Annotated in this window: 13 protein-coding genes; 1 reads left to right on the forward strand and 12 read right to left on the reverse strand. The window is 39.1% G+C overall.

Features of this window, described 5'->3' with window-relative positions; all coding sequences use genetic code 11:
- Positions 1–63: 63 nt before the first annotated feature.
- From IGK03_RS11835 to IGK03_RS11880, 10 genes are all read right to left on the reverse strand, one after another.
- On the reverse strand, positions 64–2,877 hold the full coding sequence (locus tag IGK03_RS11835) for a sigma 54-interacting transcriptional regulator (RefSeq protein WP_010713769.1): 2,814 nt from the start codon (positions 2,875–2,877) through the stop codon (positions 64–66).
- 120 nt (positions 2,878–2,997) lie between these two features.
- A complete protein-coding gene (locus tag IGK03_RS11840; RefSeq protein WP_002359138.1) occupies positions 2,998–3,525 on the reverse strand; it encodes a histidine phosphatase family protein in 528 nt (175 codons plus the stop codon).
- Positions 3,526–3,590: 65 nt separating this feature from the next.
- Complete coding sequence (locus IGK03_RS11845; RefSeq protein ID WP_338349359.1) at positions 3,591–5,039, reverse strand: amidase; 1,449 nt, start codon at positions 5,037–5,039, stop codon at positions 3,591–3,593.
- 96 nt (positions 5,040–5,135) lie between these two features.
- On the reverse strand, positions 5,136–5,801 hold the full coding sequence (locus IGK03_RS11850; protein ID WP_010713768.1) for a helix-turn-helix domain-containing protein: 666 nt from the start codon (positions 5,799–5,801) through the stop codon (positions 5,136–5,138).
- 379 nt (positions 5,802–6,180) lie between these two features.
- On the reverse strand, positions 6,181–7,389 hold the full coding sequence (locus tag IGK03_RS11855; RefSeq protein WP_033625280.1) for an ABC transporter permease: 1,209 nt from the start codon (positions 7,387–7,389) through the stop codon (positions 6,181–6,183).
- Entirely contained in the window at positions 7,386–8,060 is a 675-nt protein-coding gene (locus IGK03_RS11860; RefSeq protein ID WP_002365285.1) for an ABC transporter ATP-binding protein, read from the reverse strand. The genes IGK03_RS11855 and IGK03_RS11860 overlap by 4 nt, the downstream gene beginning before the upstream one ends.
- Entirely contained in the window at positions 8,053–9,219 is a 1,167-nt protein-coding gene (locus IGK03_RS11865; protein WP_002361088.1) for an efflux RND transporter periplasmic adaptor subunit, read from the reverse strand. Before IGK03_RS11865 ends, IGK03_RS11860 begins: the two co-directional genes overlap by 8 nt.
- Positions 9,220–9,390: 171 nt before the next feature.
- Positions 9,391–9,690, reverse strand: a complete 300-nt coding sequence (locus IGK03_RS11870) for a rhodanese-like domain-containing protein (protein WP_002355066.1) — start codon at positions 9,688–9,690, stop codon at positions 9,391–9,393.
- Complete coding sequence (locus tag IGK03_RS11875) at positions 9,683–11,332, reverse strand: FAD-dependent oxidoreductase (RefSeq protein ID WP_430602339.1); 1,650 nt, start codon at positions 11,330–11,332, stop codon at positions 9,683–9,685. Before IGK03_RS11875 ends, IGK03_RS11870 begins: the two co-directional genes overlap by 8 nt.
- Complete coding sequence (locus IGK03_RS11880) at positions 11,333–11,647, reverse strand: rhodanese-like domain-containing protein (RefSeq protein ID WP_010713765.1); 315 nt, start codon at positions 11,645–11,647, stop codon at positions 11,333–11,335. It abuts the gene before it with no gap.
- 168 nt (positions 11,648–11,815) lie between these two features.
- Here IGK03_RS11880 and IGK03_RS11885 point away from each other — a divergent pair, with 168 nt between their 5' ends.
- Positions 11,816–12,076 (forward strand): metal-sensitive transcriptional regulator, encoded by a 261-nt coding sequence (locus IGK03_RS11885; protein WP_002355063.1) that lies wholly within the window; start codon positions 11,816–11,818, stop codon positions 12,074–12,076.
- 45 nt (positions 12,077–12,121) lie between these two features.
- Here the strand turns inward: IGK03_RS11885 and IGK03_RS11890 are convergent, their stop codons facing one another.
- Together IGK03_RS11890 and IGK03_RS11895 are read right to left on the reverse strand one after the other, a co-directional pair.
- The gene (locus IGK03_RS11890; protein ID WP_002368361.1) at positions 12,122–13,381 is read right to left on the reverse strand and encodes an MFS transporter; all 1,260 of its coding nucleotides are present in this window, start codon (positions 13,379–13,381) and stop codon (positions 12,122–12,124) included.
- 97 nt (positions 13,382–13,478) lie between these two features.
- Positions 13,479–14,687 (reverse strand): pyridoxal-phosphate-dependent aminotransferase family protein, encoded by a 1,209-nt coding sequence (locus IGK03_RS11895; protein WP_002355061.1) that lies wholly within the window; start codon positions 14,685–14,687, stop codon positions 13,479–13,481.
- Between the last annotated feature and the right edge of the window lie 73 nt (positions 14,688–14,760).

The following is a 14,760-nucleotide window of genomic DNA, read 5'->3' on the forward strand; positions in this document are numbered from 1 at the left end:
TCCTTTGCTAATTAATCATTTTATTAAAAGCAATAAGTGTGCCAACTTTCATTTCCGTTTGAATTAAGCCTTTTCAAAGAGCAATTCATAAATATAGCGCACTTCCAAAGGTGGAATCAACAAATTATAGGACACTTCAAGCGGTCGAAACGCCATTTTTATGACAGATACAGCTTCTGGCAACTCTCGATATGACACTTCATAAGCTGTCGGGTCATATTCTGGATTCAACAATTGCCGTTCTAACATACAAGCACAATGAATGATAAAACGAAGTAAAACCTTTTCGTCACTTTTTATTTTAGTTTGCAAGCAAATGTCTGAATAAATCTTAGCTAATTCGATTGAAATGGTTGTAGGATTCAAAACCGTTAGTAAGTCTGTAATAGCTTCGATTGATAATCCTTGAATATATTTAGCTGAAACTTTTTTTAGTAACTCTTGGTTTTGTTTTTCTTCTAAATGATGGCCTAATAATTCGAAAACTAGCTGAATGCCCCGCTTCGATAGTAAATCTTGTAAAGAAATAAACGGAATATCTGGCACTTCTGTCTTTACGGTGCCAATGATACCAACGATTTTCTCTTCTTTTCGAACAAAAGAATGCAAACGATCAATGTCTTCCACTTCTCTTTTCTCTAAAGTAATGATGCGTACATTCGTTAGTAATTCATTAGGAAAAGTTTTTAGTAACAACTGTTCAATTTTAATAGCAGTCCCCATGCCAGTTAGACAGGAAATAATGAGAACTTTTGCCTCGTTGAAGCGACCTTTACTGCAAATCAAGGCGCGATGATTTTTTTCTTTTAAGACTGGTAATAGATACTCAAACGCCGTCGATTCATAAATGACTTCTCGGGCCACTTCTAGCAATGTTAAGAGATTGATATTGCTAATTAGCAGCACTTCCATTTGAAACGTTTGACTGATAGCATTACCAAAGTAAACCAAGGAACCGATGTCCACCATTAAAATAATTTTTTTATACTGATTTTGCTTTACAATTGTACGGACTTTTTCTAATGTTTCTTCCACGGATTGATTAATCGGCATATCAACTGCACGCATGACCGTTGTTGAAAACAGAAGGTTGGTGTACTCAACCATACTGCTGGCCGTCGCGGTACCATGAGCAACGACGATAACGCCACAGTTTTCTTCAACTGAGTGCGCTCTTTTTTTAGCTGTGACTTTACGAATAAATAGATCAAAAAAGAGGATTTCCGTATCAGCAAAAGAAATCCCAAACAATGTTTGTAGAAAGTCCACCATGGTCTTAGCAGCTTGATACTGGGTTACTTTGCCAGAATAGATATTTTTGGTATCTGAATAAAATGTTTCATTCATTTGTGCAGAATAAAAAACAGCAGAATAAAGGTGGACAATTAAAATATTCTGGAAATCCTCTGTCAATTTTTCTTGGATTAATTGTTCAAAAAAGACAATGGCTTCTTGAATTTTTGGCTGCAATGTTTCGTCAATGGCCTCTAAGGCTAGCGGTTCTTGAGCAAAAATGTCCATATCATAAAGTTGCTCGACTTTGTTTTGCATGATTGCTAGCGCATCCTCTGTCGAAAGAGTTAATTTTTTCAAATCCGCATATTCTTTCAATAGAAAATTATAAAAACGATCATTTTTCAGACTTTCCGATTTGAGTAACTCTTGACTGCTTAAATAAAAATGGTTGTATTGAATCGTGAGGCCATCGTTAGGTATCCACTCATTAAAAGCCAGCAGACTTTCTACATCAGGTTGCTCTTTGACTGTCCCCTCGTTTGCTTCAATGCAAATAGTTTCCGTTAATTGATCGAACACTTCTAAATAGGCTTGTGCGCTCATAAATTGAATCGCCGCTTTCAATTCGCCAACGTTGGCTTCAAAATGAGTAAACGTTAATTGTTTCAACGCCTCATAACGAATATGGATATTCTTTTGAATCCGTTGACTTTCTTCTAAGAAAAAGGACAAAATCAATTGAATTTTTTCTTTCAAAGAGCGCTCGGCTAAAGCTGGAATGGCTAATGTCACAGGGATCCTTCTTAAAAACGTTTTCAAAAAATGTTGATTGACGGCTTCGGTTGTTGCAAAAATAAATTTTATCGATACATTTCTTTGTTTTTCGGCTTCACCCATCCGTGTAAAATACCCTTTATCCAAAACTGTAAACAATTTTTCTTGGCCTTCGCTCGTTAATCGATGGACTTCATCTAAAAATAAAAAACCGCCATCTGCCAACTCCACTAAACCTTTTTGGTCATTGACGGCACCAGTGAAACTGCCTTTTTTATAGCCAAACAGATGCGAAGTTAATAATTCTGGATTGTTGAAATATTCTGCACAATTAAAATAAATAAACGGGACTTCTTGGTTCATTTTAACTTGATAAAATTGGTGTAATTGTTCTGCAATTAAGGTTTTGCCCACCCCAGATTCTCCAGTTAGTAAAATATTCAAGCCATTAGGCGGATATAAAATAGCGGCTTTCAACTTCTTGATGGCGTCTGCTAAGCTCCCATCAAAACCAATTACGTTCGCAAATGGATTCATTTTCAGTAGCTGCTTTTTCTTATGTATCTGTTCTGTCTGTTGATAAATGTCCTCTTGCAGCGAAGCGAGGGAATCGTAGCACGTGCTACTTTTAAAAAAAGGAAACTGTTCCTCTAAGTAGTCTTTATCAAAAAATAACACCGGTCTTGATTTAACTTTAACGACTTGGTCTTTTCTCACTAATTCTGAAAGCTCTTCACTAACAGCGGTTCGGGTATAGCCAGAGGCCTGACTTAATTGCGAAGCCGTTGCGGGCAACAAGGTTGCTTTGCTACTTGGATTTTGTACGTGAAACTGTTTTAACGCTTGATGAATATTATCAATTCTCATAGTCTTTTCCCCATTTCTTTTTTGATCCAAAAGTTAATTTATTATACATTAAAACGGAAGCGGTTTCTTATTTACCATAAAAAAATCAAGTCTTTAACCAAAAGATTAAAGACTTGATTTTTATTCTCCGTATTGTACAAGTTGTGTATTTTCACAATGAAAGTCCAAGAAATCTTGGATTTTTTTGCCATTGAAGTAGTTATCAATGACTCGCATAACCGCATTGTGGCAAACAAATAGGTAAGTTTCCTCTGAAGCCAAGGCTTCCTCAATCAAGGGATAAATTCGACCCGCGACATCTAGGACTGATTCCCCTTCTGGAAACGGCAAGGAAATCTCAGAACGATTTTCTTGGAAAGCCGTTGTTTCAATCGGTTCACCATCATAAATGCCAAAATTCATCTCAATTAAACGAGGTTCTGTTTCAATCGTCAATTGATTTCGTTCCGCAATTTTACGGGCTGTTTCTTGCGCCCGTTTTAAAGGGGATGCCAGTAAACGGTCGATTTGAATTCCTTGTTTGGCAATTTTTTCAGCTACCAATTCCGCTTGTTGATAGCCTTTTTCGGTCAATTGCGCTTCCGCATGACCACAAATTCTACGGGCCACATTATAATCTGTTTCACCATGTCTCACTACGTACAGCATTTTTCCACCTCAGTTTTTTGTCTTGTGTCTATTTTATCTGAAATTTGGTCACAATAACACCCTATTTAGCGGTAACTTTTTGGTAATTTAAATTTGCCTTCTTGCTCAAACTGTTCACCTACTTGGAACAAGAGATCTTCACGTCCACGAGCAGCCAACAATTGAATACCTAAGGGTAACCCCGTTGCTGTCACATGTGTGGGCAAGCTGATGGCTGGTTGTCCTGTCAAGTTAGCTAGTTGAGTATACGGTGTTAGCTGTAAACTTTTATCAAAATAATCATAGATTAATTCAGCTAGCTCTGCTTCTGTTAATTCTGCTGCTTGCGCCATTCGTTGACGAATGTGCTCACTTTGCAAATCTTCGTTAATTTTTGGTGCTGAAAAAGCCGTTGTTGGGGATAAAAACAGATCAAATTTTTGAAAAAGTTCTTCCATCGTTACTGCTGCTTGATCCCACAACTGTAATGAATGAACATAGGTGGCTGCTGGAATCTTTTGGCCGAATTGATGCATGGTCCATGAAAAAGGTTCGATTTCTTTTTTACGAATTGGGCGCCCGAGCCCCTGTTGAATGCTATTCATCATCGCTGTAGTTTCTGCGCCGTTCATTTGATAATAGGAGCGAATCAGCGCTGCACCATCGACTGGATAAGGAATCTCAATGATTTCATGACCAGCTGCTGCCAGAAAATCAGCCGCTTGTTTCGCCGCTTGTGTTGCTTCTGGCGAAATCAGTGAGCCGATAGGCGAAGCGGTACACAGAGCAATTTTTAGCCGTTGTTTTTTAGGGTGTGTTTGCCATTCTGCCAAGGGCGCTTGGTAGGGGGCGCCACTGTGGCTACCACGTAGGCCATAAAATAATGCTTTGGTGTCTCTCATAGAAATAGTCAACGCAAAGTCAATCGAGGCACCTTGCCAGCCCCGCCAGCCTTCTGGGCCGACAGGCATGGAGCCACGGCTAGGTTTTAAGCCAATTAAGCCACTAAAAGAGGCGGGAATTCGGATGGAGCCACCGCCATCGCTAGCGCCGGCGATAGGAACAATCCCGCTAGCGACAACTGCGGCAGCGCCGCCACTGGAACCGCCTGGCGAATGTTCCAGGTTCCAAGGATTGCGGGCTGGCCCGTAAAGCGCAGGATCCGTAATATTTTTAAAGCCAAACTCTGGGGCGTTGGTTTGTCCTAAAGGCATCAAGCCAATCGTTTCTGCTTGTTTGACAAAGTTAGAGGTCGTTGTTGCAGTACTATTTTTAAAAAGTTGCGAGCCAGCCGTTGCCGACCACCCCGCTTTTTCTTGGCCTAACATTTTCAAAGGAAATGGCAAACCAGAAAATAGTGTGTCCTGCTGTTTATTTTTTTGATAAGTTGCTTCTGCTTCTTGGCTATCAAAGGTTACAAAGCCATTGATCTTTGGATTTAACTTTTGGACTTTTTTCTCAATATCCTTTAAGAGTTCTGTGCGACTTACTTTCTGTTCTTTTAATTGTTGTACCCAATATAGTCCGTCTTTCATACAGACCCACCTCCTATACTATTCCGTATTAGTATAGCATGGTTTTTAGGGGTCATCCTGTGATGGTGATTTTCATTCGTCAAGAGTTTCTTTATTTTAAGTAAATAATTCGCCAATGTAAGGAAGCAACTGCGGATGCAGTTTGTAGCCTTTATACCGTGTATTTTGGATACCTTGTTTTTTAAAGCCCCCTACTTGAATTTTTTTATTTAATTTTGTCAGCTGTTTGGTCATTTTTTTTCGATTATTGGCTGTTTCTTCTGTGTCATATATTAATTTACAAAGGCGTTCCATTGGTAAGTGTTCTTTTGGCGTACTATACAAGACAGCCAGTAGTGCACGTTCTGTGGCTGTTAGCTTTATTCCCTCTACATCTAACTTTTCATCTTCTCGTTGGATGGGTTTATTTAATTCTGCCAAAAGGAGATTTTCTCTTAATGTATCCAAAGTCGCATCCAATCGTAACCAATTGAGAATGCCATATTGATAGCTAATGCTCAATTCTTCCGAGGTAGGAATGTCTTCCGAGCGAAGAAACAACGGCGTTTTAACTCTGGCTAATTCCTTTAGATATAAATATTGTTCTTTGCGAGGAATCGTTTCGCTGAGAATGATGGCATCAAATTTTCGATAAAACAAATGACTTTCCTTAATTTCACCAATCAAACACGTCGTACAAAAAACTTGGTGATCTAAATGCTGTAAGCGGTTTTGAAAAGCAGTTTCTGATAAAATATTTTTTGTGATGACCATTATTTTCATTCTTGATTCCTCCTTAATTCTTTTTTAGTTCAAAATTTTCTCAATTTTCGTGTTTTGTTTTGATATATTTAGTATACTGGAAATTTTTCGAATTAAAATTTAGAAATTTACAAGCAAATCAGTCATTAACAGTCATTCCTATAATCCCTGATTTATAAAGGCTTTCTAATAGTCTTATTTAAAAAATATTTGTTATTTAATCCTCAACGTGCTATTTTTTCAATTTTTTTCTTTTTATTTAGCTGACAAACGTCAAAAGGTTGGTAGCTAATATCAACCTTTTGACGTTTGTCAGCTATTTTCTCTTGAAATCTTTGGATTTTTTTCTACTTTCACTAAAAAAAACAGCCAAAAGTGGCTGTTTTTTTGCTGTTTGTATTTATTTCATAATATCGATCAAGTCTTTTTTCGAAGCTGCCGAGGCAGGGAAATAGCTAAATACAACCCCGATAAAGACAGAAATCCCAATGGCTAATGAAACGGTCATTAAATCTGGACGAACAGAAAACGGTAGTGCCATTGATGCTAAGTAGGCAATAATCATTCCTAAAAGATAACCAGTAATTCCGCCGATTAAGGTCAAGGCAATTCCTTCTGTTAAGAATTGCTTTTTAATATCACTGGCTGTCCCGCCCAATGCACGTCGGATACCAATTTCCTTAATCCGTTCTGAAACCGAAATGTACATCATATTCATAACGCCGACCCCAGCAATTACCAGTGAAATGGCCGCAATTGCGGAAATAAACAAGGTTAAATTATTTAATAAAGAGCCCATTTCTTTGATGGTATCTTTAACATTATATTCTTGATACGTCCCGCTGTTTTTCATGGTTCCTTGTTGAGAGAGAGTTTTTATTGTTTCTTTCAATACTTGATCTGGTTGATAGCCAGGTGCTACTGTTAGCTTCAACGTAGATGTATCTTTTAGCTTGCCGAAATAATGTTCATAGGTCTTTTTGGGAAAATAAAGCAATGAGTCATCATTACCTGGACCAATGGCACCGCTGGTATTGGTTGTCACGCCAACAATGGTAAAAAGTTGATCTTTATACGGAAAAGTTCGATTAACTGCTGCAGTTGGGTCTTGGTAGAGTTCTTTGGCAACCAGTTCATCTACCACCACTGTTTTATCCAGTTTTGCATTGTCTCCATCATTCAGTTGGCGTCCCGCCAACAATTCTTTGGTGGTTTTGTCGGCAAGTTCATAGGTTACAGAAAGATTTTTCGGTCCTGCTTGAAAATTCAGTGTACCTTTTTGGGCGCCATCAACTTCTCTTTGATCAAAATCAATTTTTTCTACGCCAGGAATCATGCGCACGACCCCTAAATCATTGTCAGTAAACATCGCTTGGTCACTAAACATATCCGAAGTGTTGTAGGCCGAAAAAGAAATCTTTTTCACATTTTCTTTTTGTTTTTCAGCAGATAATTTATCGACCATGTCTTCTTTAAAACCGTTACCGATAGCCACGATGGTAATCACCGAAGCGATCCCGATGACAATCCCTAGCATCGTTAACAAGCTGCGTCGCTTATTTTTCAAAATGGAACGGAAGGCGGTTTTCCAAATAATTGAACGTTTCATGTCAGCACCTCCTCTAAAATCTTTCCATCACGAACTTTAATCAAACGATTGCAGTATTCAATTGTTTCTTCATCATGTGTCACTAAAATAATGGTGACACCTTCATTGTTTAATTGCTGAAAGAGCGTTAAAATTTCTTCCGATGTTTTACTATCTAAAGCCCCAGTTGGTTCATCTGCAATAATAAAACTTGGCCGATTGACAATCGCACGTGCAATGGCAACACGTTGTTGTTGTCCGCCCGAAAGTTGTTTTGGATGCTTCTTGCCTTTATCTGGCAAGCCGACTTTTGTCAGAACTTCGTGGACACGATCTTTGGCTTCTTTTGGGGTTAACCCACTATATAAAAGAGGTAATTCAATGTTTTCTTCAACTGTTAGTGTTTCAATTAAACTAAAATTCTGAAAGACAAAGCCGACTGCTTCATTTCTAATTCGGGATAGTTCCTTATCAGAAAAGTCGCCAATTTCACGGTCTTCAAATAAATACGTTCCTTCAAACTTTTTATCAATAAAGCCTAGCAAATTAATCAAAGTCGATTTCCCAGAACCAGAAGGACCCATAATCGCTAAAAATTCTCCAGCGTCTACTTGGAGGTTAATATCATCTAACACATGCAGTGTTTCTTCTTCGGAATAATAATATTTATGAATATGGGCTAGCTTAATCATTGGCAGCTACCTGAACATCTTGATTATCTTTTAATTCTTTATTGGGATTGGCAATCACTTGGTCTTTCCAGTTCAAGCCACTTTTGACAACTTTACGACCTAAATTTGTTTCTGTTTCAATCGGTGTTTTTTTCGCTTTGCCCGCTTTGTAAACATAGACAAATTCTTTTTCGCCTTCTTTTTGGATTGCTGCTGTCGGTATAATCATTTGCTTTTGCGGCACAGCGATGCTAGTAGACAAGCCTTCTGCCCAAGGAAAATCACCTTCTACTGTAAATTGATAACTCACTACTGGATTACCTTCATTTTTAGCTATTGGGGTTTGCGCAATGGAAACAATTTTGCCTGGCGCTGATTTGCCTGAACCAACGGTCGTCACTGTTACTTCTTCCCCTGTCTGTAATTTATCGTAATCATATTCGGTTACTTTTCCTTGAATATTTTTCTTTTGTGTTGCAATTTTAATGACTGGTTTGTCGGTACTACTCATGGCACTAGCATCGACAGTGACTTGGCCATCAATTGGTGCTGTAACGACTGTGTTAACTTTGCCACGTGTTTGTTCAAGCGTGTTTGCTGCTCCGACGGCATCACTGTTGGCTAATTGAAGGGCTTGGTTAGCTTGGGCGACTTCACTATTCGCAGCACTAACGGCTTCATTCAATTGCTGAATTTCCGCATTTAGTGTTTCTTTCTCTTCAGCCTCTTTTGCGGTGTTTAATTTTTGCTTGGCTGCAGCAACTTTGTTTAACGCTTCATTGTATTTTTGAGTGGCTAAGTTAACGTTCTCTTGTGCTTGTTGAACTTGAAGATTGTTCCGATTAACGGCATTCGCTTGTTCTGTTTCTGTGGCTTGGATGTCTGAGTTATTGTACGTTAACAATGGACTATCTTTCTTGACTTCTTTACCATTTTCAACATTTATTTCGGCAATTTTTCCTAAAGAAGGATCAAAGAAAATATCCCGAGTATCTAGAAAACTCACTTGACCATCTAATTTTAATGAGGCCATTTCTGTAATGGTATACGTTGTGTATTCAGGTTCAACTTCTTTTGAAGAAAAAACTGTTTTTGCTCCGATAAATCCGACGACGACCACTGCGGCACCAATACCGAACCACACTTTTTTATTTCGCTTCTTCTGGCCTGACTTTTTCATTTATTTGTTCCTCCTTGATTTCTGTTGACGAGTTTGTCATTTTATTTAGTATATAATGAATAAAAAAACTGGTCCCTTCATCTTCCTATCATTCCTCTTACAGTTTTGACACATCTTTATCTAACAAAAAAACGTTTATCCTGTGTAAAAGGATAAACGTTTTTTGTTATTTTATTGTTCTAATTGACCCAACCAGCCAGATGTACCACCTAGAACATTGGTTACTTGATACCCTTGTTGACTGAGAAACGCACACGCTTGTGCGGAGCGCGATCCCATTTGACAAATCAGATAATAGGGTTGGTTTTTATCTAATTGCTGATAATTTTCGGTTAAAGTACTTAAAGGTAAGTTGATGGCCTGGGGGACATGCCCCAGTTGGTATTCCATTTCTTCTCGTACATCAATAATCGGTAATTTTTTTCGTTTTGCTTCCTGATAAAATTCAGGCATGCCAATCGTGTTATACATTTTCTAGTTCCTCCGGTTTTACCATTCGATATAGCGCAAAAGCACCATCTAAATTTTTGGCTGAGATGCCTGCTTGTTTTAGCATCCGTTCTGCAATATAACTACGCAAACCGCTGTGACAACTAACAATGTACTCCGTTGACTTGTCTAATTCCTCCAAACGTTCTCTTAACTCATTTAAAGGAATAGAGACAGCATTTTTAAATTGACCATTGGCTCGTTCGGCGGGATTACGGACATCTAATAAAACAGCCCCCTTAGCTAATTCGTTGGATAACTCATGCCATTGAACGTTTTCACTCAATCCTTCTACAAGGTTCATCGCTGCATAACCTAACATGTTCACGGGATCTTTCGCTGAACCAAACGGCGGCGCATAGGTAAACTCTAATTCAGGCAAATCAAAAATAGTTAACTGTCCTTTAATAGCGGTCGCAAGAATATCAATCCGCTTATCTACGCCCTTTGCCCCAATTCCTTGTACGCCATAAATTTCCCCTGTCGTAGGATGGAAAACTAATTTTAACTGAAGATCTGTTGCACCAGGATAATACCCCGCATGGTCTTTTCCACTGATATGCACAACAGCTGTTGTTAGTCCAGCAGCTTTAGCAGCTCGTTCGCTTAAACCAGTTGAAGCGGCGGTTAAATCAAAGACTCGCACAATGGCAGTCCCAATGCTCCCTTGATTTTTTCTCTCTAACCCAGCAATCACATCCGCTACTTGACGTCCTTGGCGATTGGCAGGAGAAGCTAAAGAAATCAGCGCATCTTCTTGAGTGATTTGTTGTTTCACTACAATAGCATCCCCAACCGCATAAATATCGGGTTGATTCGTTTGATAGTGTTCATCAACAACAATACCGCCACGTAAACCAGTTGCTACACCTGCTTCAACTGCTAAGGTATTTTCTGGTTGGACACCCACCGACAAAATGGTTAAATCAGAAGCTAATGTTTGACCGTCTTCTAAGCGAATCACTTGCCCTTCTTCTTCAAAAGCAACCGCAGATTGTCCTGTAATTACTTGAACATTGTTTTTGCTTAATTCAGTTTTGACAAAAGCGGCCATTTCTTCGTCTAATGGCGGTAAAACATGGGGTGCCTTTTCCACGAGAGTGACTTCTAATCCGCGTTTTTGCAAGTTTTCTGCCATTTCCAAGCCAATGAAGCCTGCGCCAATCACGACGGCTCGTTTTGTTTCTGGTGTCAAGGCTGTCATAATTTGATCTAAATCAGGAACATTTCTTAATGAAAAAACATTTTTGGCTTCTGCCAATCCTGTAATTGGTGGCACAAAAGGTTTCGTCCCTGGTGATAAAATTAATTTGTCATAGTGTTCTGTTAAAATTTCTGTTTCATGTTTCACTGTGATCACTTTTTCTATTGGATCAATCGCCACCACTTCATGGTGAGGACGAACATCTAAATTAAACCGTGCCTTTAACGCTTCGGGTGTTTGAACAAGCAGTTGCTCTCTTTCTGCGATTTCGCCAGAAACGTAGTAAGGCAAACCACAGTTTGCAAATGAAACAAAAGGGCCTTTTTCCATGACAACAATTTCAGCATCTTCCATTAAGCGACGTAAACGTGTCGCTGCTGACATGCCACCAGCCACGCCTCCGATAATTACAATTTTCATTTATTTTCCTCCTTTAATTTGACCAGACCATTGGGACATCCCGCCACGAACGTTAATCACGTGATAGTTTTTTCTCGCTAAAATTTTGGCCGCATTTTTACTGCGCATGCCGGACTGGCAAATCACATAGACCTCGTTAGCGGGTTTGTTGTAGGCGGGAATTTTGTTAAGTGGGACATTAATCGCTTGCGGAATATGCCCTGAGCGGTATTCGCTAGGTGTTCGGACATCTAATAACGTTATCTCTTTAGATAAACGTGACTGCAATTCCTTTGTTGAAATACTTGGCGTTTTTTTTAACAATTGAAATAACATCTTTTTCTCCTTCTCTTATATACCTTACGGGGTATATTTAACATGAAAAAGTTAGACTTGTCAACTGAAGAGATTTCTGCCATTTTTAGATTCAAAGAAAAGATAGTTGACAAAAATACCTCGTGTAGGTATATTTTAAACCAATCACTACTCTTAAGGAGGGGCAAAATGACTGAAGAAAAAAAGAAAGTGCTGAATCGTTTACGCCGCACAGAAGGTCAAATTCGCGGGATTCAAAAAATGATTGATGAAGAAAAAGAATGTATCGATGTTATCACTCAGTTGAGTGCGGTCCGTTCTAGTATTGATCGCGTAATGGGGATGATAGTTGCGGAGAATTTAAAGCATTGCTTTGAAAATCCTGAAAAAGACCCTAAAGAACAAGAAGAGCGATTAGCACAAGCGATTAATATGATTGTCAAAAAGTAAAACAACGCAAACTTATTCAATGAAAGATAAGTTTGCGTTGTTTTTTTATTTATTAGACGAATCTGCCCCGCGTTTTTTTAAATTGACAAGCATAAAAAGAATCGTGCCAATTAGTAAAATCACGACGGCGATATAAAAGCCCATGACTTTCGAACCCGTTGTGTCAGAAATTTTCCCAGTCAAAGCTGGGGCGATCACAGATGACATCATGCCGAAAAAGTTAAACACGCCCAAAGTAGTGCCAATTCCAATTTTTGGTGCATTTTCACCTAGCCAAGAAATAATAATCGGTTCTACAGCTAATTTTCCTAAGAACCCATACATAATTAAAGCAATTAATAACAACGTCGCATTACTTACTTGTACAGTTAACAAGAGCATGGCTGTTGCTAAAAATTCTAAAACAACGATGAATTGAACTTTTTTATGCATGTACTTATCCGCCAACCGACTAAAAAATAACGCTCCTGGAATAGAGGCAAATGCGACCAGCGAAGAGGACAATCCAATTGCTGCTCCTTGGAAACCACGTTCGGTACTTAAAAAATTAGGTAACCAAGTCACAATCATATAATATGCATAACAAGTGCCAAAATATAAAATATACGCAAATAGCATATGTGGCGCAAACAGTTTTTTAAAGGGCACTTTTTCTTTTACCGCTCCGTTATCTTTTTCATCAACAACGGTTGGCTGAATCAAGGCCATGTCTTCTTTATGATTGCGAATAATCACTTGAAAAGCCACTAACATACAAATAATCATAAAGGCGGAAATGTACATCATCACTTGCCAAGGCAATCCTTTTTGGGCAACTAAATAACTAGATAAAATCATCCCTAAACCTGAACCAACTGCTGAACCACTGTTGACAATAGCTGTTGCAAAACTTTTTTTGGCTTGAGGAATGTTTTGCGACGTCAACGAGTAAGCCGAGCCATAGAAAGAACCACATCCTAAGCCTGCCAATAAGCTACCTAAGTAAATTGTTCCAATCGTTTGGGCTTGGGCAATCAGTAATGCTGCCAGCGCAAACAAGATAAAGCCTGGAATTAATACACGTTTTTTCCCAATCTTGTCTACCAAGAAGCCTGCAGGAATCTGCATGACTACGTAACCGAGAAAATAAAAGCTAGAAATGGACCCTAGGGCCGTATCGGAAGCGTTACCATTTAGAGACGCACGAATTTGTGGATAAACGGGAGAAAGCGCGGAACGATAAATCCAGATTGTTACCCAGCCCATACATAGTAAAATAACGATTTTTTTCCAATAAGCCAACGAACTTTTTGTCTTGTCTGTCATTTTCTTTTCCTCCACCAATCATTTTTTTGGTTAACGTTTCACAAGGAACAAAAGCACTACGCTTTTTTACGTAGTGACCTTTGTCCTACCTTCTTTTTTAGTTTAAATACTCAGCCAATGCATGAGTACTACCGCTACCGCCTTCAAATTGATAGCCTTGGTGTTTCAATACAGTCTCAAAGGCACTTAAAAAATGCAACACATTGTCTTCGCGACTGCTGTAACCCATATTACCGACCCGCCAAATTTTTCCTTTTAAATCACCGAAGGAAGATGCAATTTCAACTTTAAAATGATCCAGTAATAAGCTCCGCACTTTTTCACCATCAATTCCTTCTGGAATGACCACAGGAATGACTGTTGGTGTTTTTGTGTCTAACTTCCCGAAAATTTCTAAGCCCATTTTTTGCAGACTTTCAACTAAAATACGATCGTTTTTCCGATGGCGTGCGTAGACATTTTCCATGCCTTCTTGAAGTAACAAGCGCAACCCTTCATGTAGCCCATAAATCATTGTAGTCGCTTCTGTATGGTGATTTAAGCGCTCTGGTCCCCAATATTTTTCTAATTGCGATAAATCCAAGTAGTTACTTTGAATGAACCGTTCATTCCGCGCATCCGCGCCAAGCCCTAACTCTTTTTGGTAACGGCCCGCCAGATAGTCGGCCACACGTTGGTTGTAAGTAATCAAAGAAAGGCCTGAAGGTACACTGACACATTTTTGAGTGCCTGCTACCGCAATATCAATCTTCCAATCATCGACCTTTGTTTCGACACCGCCGTAAGTCGCCACCATATCTACTACGAAGAAAATTTCATTTTCCCGACAAAAGGCGCCAATTTGATCCAGCGGTTGCATTTGTGCATTCGCCGTTTCGCCGTGGACCATCGCAACAATTTTTGGTTGATGTTCTTTAATCGCTTCAATCACCGTTGTTTGCTCAAACGGTGCGAGCCAGTCCTTTTCTAAATAAATGACTTCGGCCCGGGCGCGTTCGCAAATTTCACCTAATAAATAAGCAAACCGGCCATACGCAGGCACAAGCACTTTGTCACCTGGCTCAATCAATGCAAATAACCCCGCTTCCAAGCCTGAACGTGACGTGCCATCAATGGCAAAGGCTTGTTGATTCTTTGTGGCAAAAGGTACTTTAATCATTTCCCGAACTTCATCCATAATTTGTAGAAATTCTGGATCGAATTGCCCTAAAATTGGTTGACCCATTTGACGAAGTACCGATGGATGGGCTTCGACTGGTCCCGGCGTCATGATTGTTCGCCGTACAAAATTTGGTTGTTGATACATAGTAATCCCTCACTTCATTTTTAATTCTTCTCTTTTATTATCTTTGGAAAAACCCAGAAATTCATTGTTCAAT

The sequence above is a fragment of the Enterococcus sp. DIV2453a genome, assembly GCF_050533535.1.
Taxonomy (GTDB): domain Bacteria; phylum Bacillota; class Bacilli; order Lactobacillales; family Enterococcaceae; genus Enterococcus; species Enterococcus faecalis.

Bases quoted from the DNA above. Each gene is read 5' to 3' on its own strand.
- IGK03_RS11835 (WP_010713769.1), bottom strand. From the start codon at position 2,877: ATGAGAATTGATAATATTCATCAAGCGTTAAAACAGTTTCACGTACAA.
- IGK03_RS11840 (WP_002359138.1), bottom strand. From the start codon at position 3,525: ATGCTGTACGTAGTGAGACATGGTGAAACAGATTATAATGTGGCCCGT.
- IGK03_RS11845 (WP_338349359.1), bottom strand. From the start codon at position 5,039: ATGAAAGACGGACTATATTGGGTACAACAATTAAAAGAACAGAAAGTA.
- IGK03_RS11850 (WP_010713768.1), bottom strand. From the start codon at position 5,801: ATGAAAATAATGGTCATCACAAAAAATATTTTATCAGAAACTGCTTTT.
- IGK03_RS11855 (WP_033625280.1), bottom strand. From the start codon at position 7,389: ATGAAACGTTCAATTATTTGGAAAACCGCCTTCCGTTCCATTTTGAAA.
- IGK03_RS11860 (WP_002365285.1), bottom strand. From the start codon at position 8,060: ATGATTAAGCTAGCCCATATTCATAAATATTATTATTCCGAAGAAGAA.
- IGK03_RS11865 (WP_002361088.1), bottom strand. From the start codon at position 9,219: ATGAAAAAGTCAGGCCAGAAGAAGCGAAATAAAAAAGTGTGGTTCGGT.
- IGK03_RS11870 (WP_002355066.1), bottom strand. From the start codon at position 9,690: ATGTATAACACGATTGGCATGCCTGAATTTTATCAGGAAGCAAAACGA.
- IGK03_RS11875 (WP_430602339.1), bottom strand. From the start codon at position 11,332: ATGAAAATTGTAATTATCGGAGGCGTGGCTGGTGGCATGTCAGCAGCG.
- IGK03_RS11880 (WP_010713765.1), bottom strand. From the start codon at position 11,647: ATGTTATTTCAATTGTTAAAAAAAACGCCAAGTATTTCAACAAAGGAA.
- IGK03_RS11885 (WP_002355063.1), top strand. From the start codon at position 11,816: ATGACTGAAGAAAAAAAGAAAGTGCTGAATCGTTTACGCCGCACAGAA.
- IGK03_RS11890 (WP_002368361.1), bottom strand. From the start codon at position 13,381: ATGACAGACAAGACAAAAAGTTCGTTGGCTTATTGGAAAAAAATCGTT.
- IGK03_RS11895 (WP_002355061.1), bottom strand. From the start codon at position 14,687: ATGTATCAACAACCAAATTTTGTACGGCGAACAATCATGACGCCGGGA.